Raw genomic sequence first — 5,306 nt, forward strand, 5'->3', positions numbered from 1 at the left:
CGGCCATATCGAGCAGGTCGGCACGCCGATGGAGCTCTACAAGAAACCCGGCAATCTGTTCGTCGCCCAGTTCATCGGCTCGCCGGCAATGAACATCCTGCCGGCGACGATCGACAAATCAGGCAACCCGACCATCGTCAGCCATGTCGGCGGGCGCAAGGCGACGGTGCCGATCGCCACGCCGGCCTCAGCGAAGGGCGCTTCGGTGAGCTTCGGCGTGCGGCCGGAGGATCTGATGATCGCTAGCGGCGCGGATTATCTTTTCGAGGGAACGGTGGATTATGTCGAGCAGCTCGGCGAGGTCCAGCTCGTCTATGTCGACATCGGCCGCGCCGACCTGCCGCTGGTGACCAAGCTGCCCGGCAATGTCGAGGTCAAGCGGGGTGCGACGCTGCGGTTGAGTGCCGATGCCGGCGACCTGCATATTTTCGATACCGACGGGCGGTCCTTCACGCTTCACGAAGCGGAAGCAAAGGCGGCCTGAGAACGGCAGCAAGACTGCCGGGTATAAGCAGTTTGGCGAAGCCAAAAACAAGAGCGGCGGGCAAAGCCCGCCGCTCTTGTGCATTCAGGTCGCTGTTAGAGCGACGTGCGTCCAAGTGGACGCACAAAGTACGCTCTAACACTTTGAACCTACGCATCGTGCTTTCCGAAAATCGATTCCGATTTTCGGGCCGATGCGCTAGCGGCCGAACAGGTTCCGGTCGCTGCCCTGCGGGGCGGACTTCTCTACGTCGCCCGACGAATTGAGCAGCTTGTAGATCGGCGAACCGGTGTTGCGTACCGAAGACGTCTGCATGTTGTCGACGTTGACGGTCGCCTGCTTGTTGATGTCGGTCCCGCCAACATTGTCGTTGTTGGCAAAGGCGCTGCCGGCAGCAAGCAAAAGCGCGGCGGCGGTAAGAACGATCTTCTTCATTTCAGTGCTCCTGGATTTTCGTATCCCATCAGCGCGGCAGGCAAATGCCGCCGCTGCTGATGGAACTGGCTGTTAGTTGTTGCCGAAGAGGTTACGGTCGCTGCCGTGGACGGGTTTCTCGTCAGACGGAACCGGATTCTGCGCCGAAGCGGAATTCTGAACCGAAGCCGTGTACGAGCTATCGGCCGCAGCGGCCGGCTGGTTGGCGCCGTTCGATCCATAGTTGTCGCTACCGGCAAAAGCGCTGCCGGAGATGGCCAGAATGGCAGCGGTGGCAAGAACAATCTTCTTCATTTCCAATACTCCTGAATTTCTAAAGATCCCCAGCGGCGGACCTGCCGCCGCTCTGTCTTCTTGTTTGACCATGATCTTTTCCGAAAACCGGTTTCCACTTTTCGGGATCATGGTCTGGGATCAGCTGTTAATTGTTGCCGAAAAGGTTGCGGTCGGCGCCCTGGACGGCGGGCTTTTCAGCGTGAGCCGGCTTCTGAATGGAAGCCGTGTACGAGCTGTCGACCTCAGCGGTCGGCTGGTTGGCGCCGTTGGACCCATAATGGTCGCTGCCGGCAAAGGCGCTGCCGGTGATGGCCAGAACGGCGACGGCAGTAAGAGCAATCTTTTTCATTTTTGGTACTCCAGTATCTTAGTTTTCCGTCCGGCTAGCGGCGTGTCTTGGAAGGAATTCGCGTCGTTCGGACAGCCCCGATGTGGGAAGGCCATCCCGCAGATTCCAATCACGAAGTTGTTCCGTGTGGACCAAGAATCTACACCTTGAAATTGTACCAGACGCTTCTACAGGCGTTGCTTTATCTTTTATTTTCAAAGGTTTATGCCAAAGTCGCCATTTGACGATTTGACGGATTGGCGGACCTGCGTTCACAGCGTCATGCACGCATTGTCAACAGAAACGAACCGTTCGGTTCGATTTTAGAAGCGGCTAATGGTCACTTTTGGAAACTGTTAACCTTCTTTGCCTCCGCCGCGGATCGGAATTCGATGTCACGGCGGCCGACAATGGTGGCCGAAAAAATGGGTTTCAGCCCTGCAATTACCAACCTGCACGTTTCGCGGGCCGTGTCGCGCCGCATGGATACGATGTCGCTTTCATGCCGACAGTCAGCTGGCCGTCATGATTAGATGACGCCATCTCAGGTGCCGCTTGGTGACGACGAAGCGGAGAATTGGGAAGCCGGTCAAATCCCGGCGCTGCCCCCGCAACGGTGGTGGAGTTCAAGTCGCAACGGGAGACCACTGGGCCACAAGCCTGGGAAGGTGTCGCGACTGTCCGCAAGGACACTCCAGAGCCCGGAAACCAGCCCGAGATGTCTAGACTCGACTGATCGCGGTGGGCGGTCAAGAGGTGGATGATGCATGTCTGGCCTGTCGCCGGCGTGCAAGCGATCCTTCCTCAATCACCACCAGTTCAGTCTTTGGAGCGACACGCGTCCATTTGGACACATAAAGTACGCTCCAAGACTTTGAATTGCGCATCGTGCTTTCCGAAATCGATTCCGATTTCGGGCCGATGCGACGGCTATGAGGACAGGACATGGATTCGCGCAACGACATGCTGAGGCTCTTGCACGGCCGCAGGCAAGGCTATTCGCTCGAGCAGCCCTTCTACACCGATCCCGATTTCTTCAAGCTCGACATGGAGCTGATCTGGTATCGCGATTGGCTGTTCATCGGCCACGATTGCGAGTTGCCGAAGCCGGGCAGCTACATCACCGCCCAGATCGGCGACTATCCGGTCGTGCTGGTCCGCGACCAGCAAGGCAAGATCAATGCCTTCCACAATTCCTGCCGGCATCGCGGCAGCCGCGTCTGCAACGCCGACAAGGGCACGGCGGCAAAGCTCGTCTGCCCCTATCACCAGTGGACCTACGAGCTGGACGGCCGGCTTTTGTTCGCTCGCCAGATGGCGGATGGCTTCGACAAGAGCCAGTTCGGCCTCAAGCCGGTGGCTTGCGAAAGTGTCGGCGGCTACATTTTCATCTGCCTGGCCAAGGAGCCGGCGGATTTCGCGCCGATGCGCGCCATGATCGAGCCTTACCTCCTGCCGCACCGACTGCGCGAGGCAAAGGTCGCCTTCGAATCGACCATCGTCGAGAAGGGCAACTGGAAGCTCGTCTGGGAAAACAACCGCGAGTGCTACCATTGCGCCGGCAACCATCCGGAACTGTGCAAGACATTCCCGGAAGCACCGACCGTGACCGGCGTGCAGGGCGCCGACAGCGATCCTGAGATGCTGGCGCACTGGGCCAAATGCGAGGCGGCAGGCCTGCCGAGCAAGTTCCGCATCGATCCGGCTGGGCAATATCGCGCCACCCGCGCGCCGCTGCTGCGCGACGCCGTCAGCTATACGATGACGGGAAGGCGCGCGGTGAAGAAGAACCTTTCCGACAGCGTTTCGACCGACCGTGTCGGCTCGCTGCTGCTCTATCACTATCCGACGACCTGGAACCACATCCTCGGCGATCATGCGGTCACCTTCCGCGTGTTGCCGATCAGCGCCACGGAAACCGCCGTGACAACCAAATGGCTCGTCCATAAGGACGCGGTCGAAGGCGTCGATTACGACCTTGCCGAACTCACCCATGTATGGACCGAGACCAACGACCAGGACCGCCGCATCGTCGAGGAAAACGCCTTCGGCATCCTGTCGCCGGCCTATGAGCCCGGCCCTTATTCGGAACTGCATGAGGGCGGCGTCATCCAGTTCGTCGAATGGTACGCCTCCTTCATCGGGCCGCGCCTAGCCGAGGACGGCCGGCCGGCATTGCGCAGCGTCGCCTGAGAGAAACGTGAAGAGATGAACGCAATGACGGACCTCGGGCTCTACCGCCATCTCGACGAAATGGCGCCCTGGAACGACCGGCTGCAGGTGCTGGAGGTGATCGGCGTCAGCGACGAGGCGCCTGACGTGAAGACCTTCACCTTCCGCTCCGACAACCAGACCTGGTTCCGCTATAAGCCGGGCCAATTCGTGACGCTGGAACTGCCGACCTCCGACGGCCCGCTGATGCGGACCTATACGCTGTCTTCCTCGCCGTCGCGGCCGTTCTCGATCGCGGTGACGGTGAAGGCGCAAGCCGGCAGTCTCGGCACGCGCTGGATGTTCGACAATCTGAAGCCCGGCGTTCACGTGAAGGCCTATGGTCCGACGGGCGACTTTTCGCTGCACAGCCATCCCGCGGCCAAGTATCTGTTCATTTCGGCCGGCTCCGGCGTGACGCCGATGATGTCGATGCTGCGCTGGCTGAACGACTGCGCGCCATGGACCGATGTCGGCTTCGTCAACTGTGCACGAAAGCCCGAGGAGATCATCTTCCGCAAGGAGCTCGAGCTGCTCGGCAGCCGCATGCCGGGTCTGACGCTTGGCTTCATGATCGAGGAACGGTCCAGCCGCGAGGGTTGGTTCGGCCATATGGGCCGGATCGACGCGATACGGCTGCCGCTGCTGGCGCCAGACTTCCGCGAGCGCGAAATCTTCTGCTGCGGCCCCGACCCGTTTATGCGTGCGGTGCGGCAGATGCTGGAGGCCACCGGCTTCGACATGGGCAACTATCATCAGGAGAGCTTTGCGGCCCCGATGGTGGAGGAAATACCGGCCCCGTTCGGTTCGCCGGCAGAGGGTGGGGTCGAAATACCTGCCGAAGCCGCAACGCCAATCCGCTTTTCGCTTTCGGATGTCGATGCCGACTGCGTTGCCGGCCAGACCGTGCTGCAGACGGCGCGCGCTTCGGGCGTGCGCATCCCGGCGGCCTGCGAGTTCGGCCTGTGCGGAACCTGCAAGGTGAAAAAGGTCTCGGGCACGGTCGAGATGAGCCACAATGGCGGCATCCTCGATCACGAGATCGACGACGGCTTCATCCTTGCCTGCTGTTCGAAGCCGCTGACGGCGATCGAGATCGAGGCATGACCGGCGGCCCTAAAGCGCGTCGCGTTTTGACCGGCCTTATGCGACGCGCTTTAGGTTGTTGCGCGACATGCATTAGACCCCGTAGCGCTCGGTGCGGATGAGGCTTGCCGGAACGCCGGCATCGATCAGCGCCTGGGCGGCGGCCGACACGAAGGCATTCGAGCCGCAGACAAAGGCGAACCTTGGTGGCGTGGGCAGCCGCACCATCGATTGCTCTATCATTGCAACGTCGATCCGCCGAGAATAGTCCGCCGGGCGCCGGGCCGGCTCGCGCGTCAGCGTCAGCACCAGATCGAAGCCGTCCCGGCGATCATGGAAATCGATCAGCTCGTCGCGAAAGATCACCTCGTCCCAGATCCGTGCGGAAAACACCAGCGTGGCAGGCACCGCCGATTTGCGTGCGGCGCGATGGCGGATCATCGCCATCAGCGGCACCACGCCCGACCCGCCGCCGACCAGCAGAAG

Annotated in this window: 6 protein-coding genes, 1 pseudogene and 1 riboswitch; of the genes and pseudogenes, 3 read left to right on the forward strand and 4 right to left on the reverse strand. The window is 60.9% G+C overall.

Features of this window, described 5'->3' with window-relative positions:
* A partial coding sequence (locus EOC93_RS32440; protein ID WP_127206642.1) for a TOBE domain-containing protein occupies nucleotides 1–484 on the forward strand: 484 nt, incomplete at its 5' end.
* Between the two features lie 198 nt (nucleotides 485–682).
* Here the strand turns inward: EOC93_RS32440 and EOC93_RS32445 are convergent.
* The 3 genes from EOC93_RS32445 to EOC93_RS32455 all read right to left on the reverse strand — a co-directional run bounded on the left by EOC93_RS32445 (nucleotide 683) and on the right by EOC93_RS32455 (nucleotide 1,544).
* Entirely contained in the window at nucleotides 683–919 is a 237-nt protein-coding gene (locus tag EOC93_RS32445; protein ID WP_127206643.1) for a DUF680 domain-containing protein, read from the reverse strand.
* A 72-nt stretch (nucleotides 920–991) separates the two neighbouring features.
* Nucleotides 992–1,213, reverse strand: coding sequence for a DUF680 domain-containing protein (locus EOC93_RS32450; RefSeq protein WP_127206645.1), 222 nt, complete (start codon nucleotides 1,211–1,213; stop codon nucleotides 992–994).
* Nucleotides 1,214–1,340: 127 nt separating this feature from the next.
* Nucleotides 1,341–1,544: a DUF680 domain-containing protein gene (locus EOC93_RS32455; RefSeq protein WP_127206644.1), complete on the reverse strand. Its 204-nt coding sequence runs from the start codon at nucleotides 1,542–1,544 to the stop codon at nucleotides 1,341–1,343.
* Nucleotides 1,545–2,052: 508 nt separating this feature from the next.
* Nucleotides 2,053–2,255, forward strand: a riboswitch (cobalamin riboswitch).
* Nucleotides 2,256–2,468: 213 nt separating this feature from the next.
* Here EOC93_RS32455 and EOC93_RS32460 point away from each other — a divergent pair.
* Nucleotides 2,469–3,716: an aromatic ring-hydroxylating dioxygenase subunit alpha gene (locus EOC93_RS32460; protein ID WP_126103957.1), complete on the forward strand. Its 1,248-nt coding sequence runs from the start codon at nucleotides 2,469–2,471 to the stop codon at nucleotides 3,714–3,716.
* Nucleotides 3,717–3,740: 24 nt separating this feature from the next.
* Complete coding sequence (locus EOC93_RS32465) at nucleotides 3,741–4,841, forward strand: hybrid-cluster NAD(P)-dependent oxidoreductase (protein WP_127206646.1); 1,101 nt, start codon at nucleotides 3,741–3,743, stop codon at nucleotides 4,839–4,841.
* A gap of 72 nt (nucleotides 4,842–4,913) precedes the next feature.
* On the opposite strand, the pseudogene EOC93_RS32470 reads toward EOC93_RS32465, so the two are convergent.
* Nucleotides 4,914–5,306, reverse strand: a pseudogene (locus EOC93_RS32470) (oxidoreductase); the annotation flags it as partial.

Origin of the sequence: Mesorhizobium sp. M6A.T.Ce.TU.002.03.1.1, from assembly GCF_003997275.1 — a bacterium.
GTDB lineage: Bacteria > Pseudomonadota > Alphaproteobacteria > Rhizobiales > Rhizobiaceae > Mesorhizobium > Mesorhizobium mediterraneum.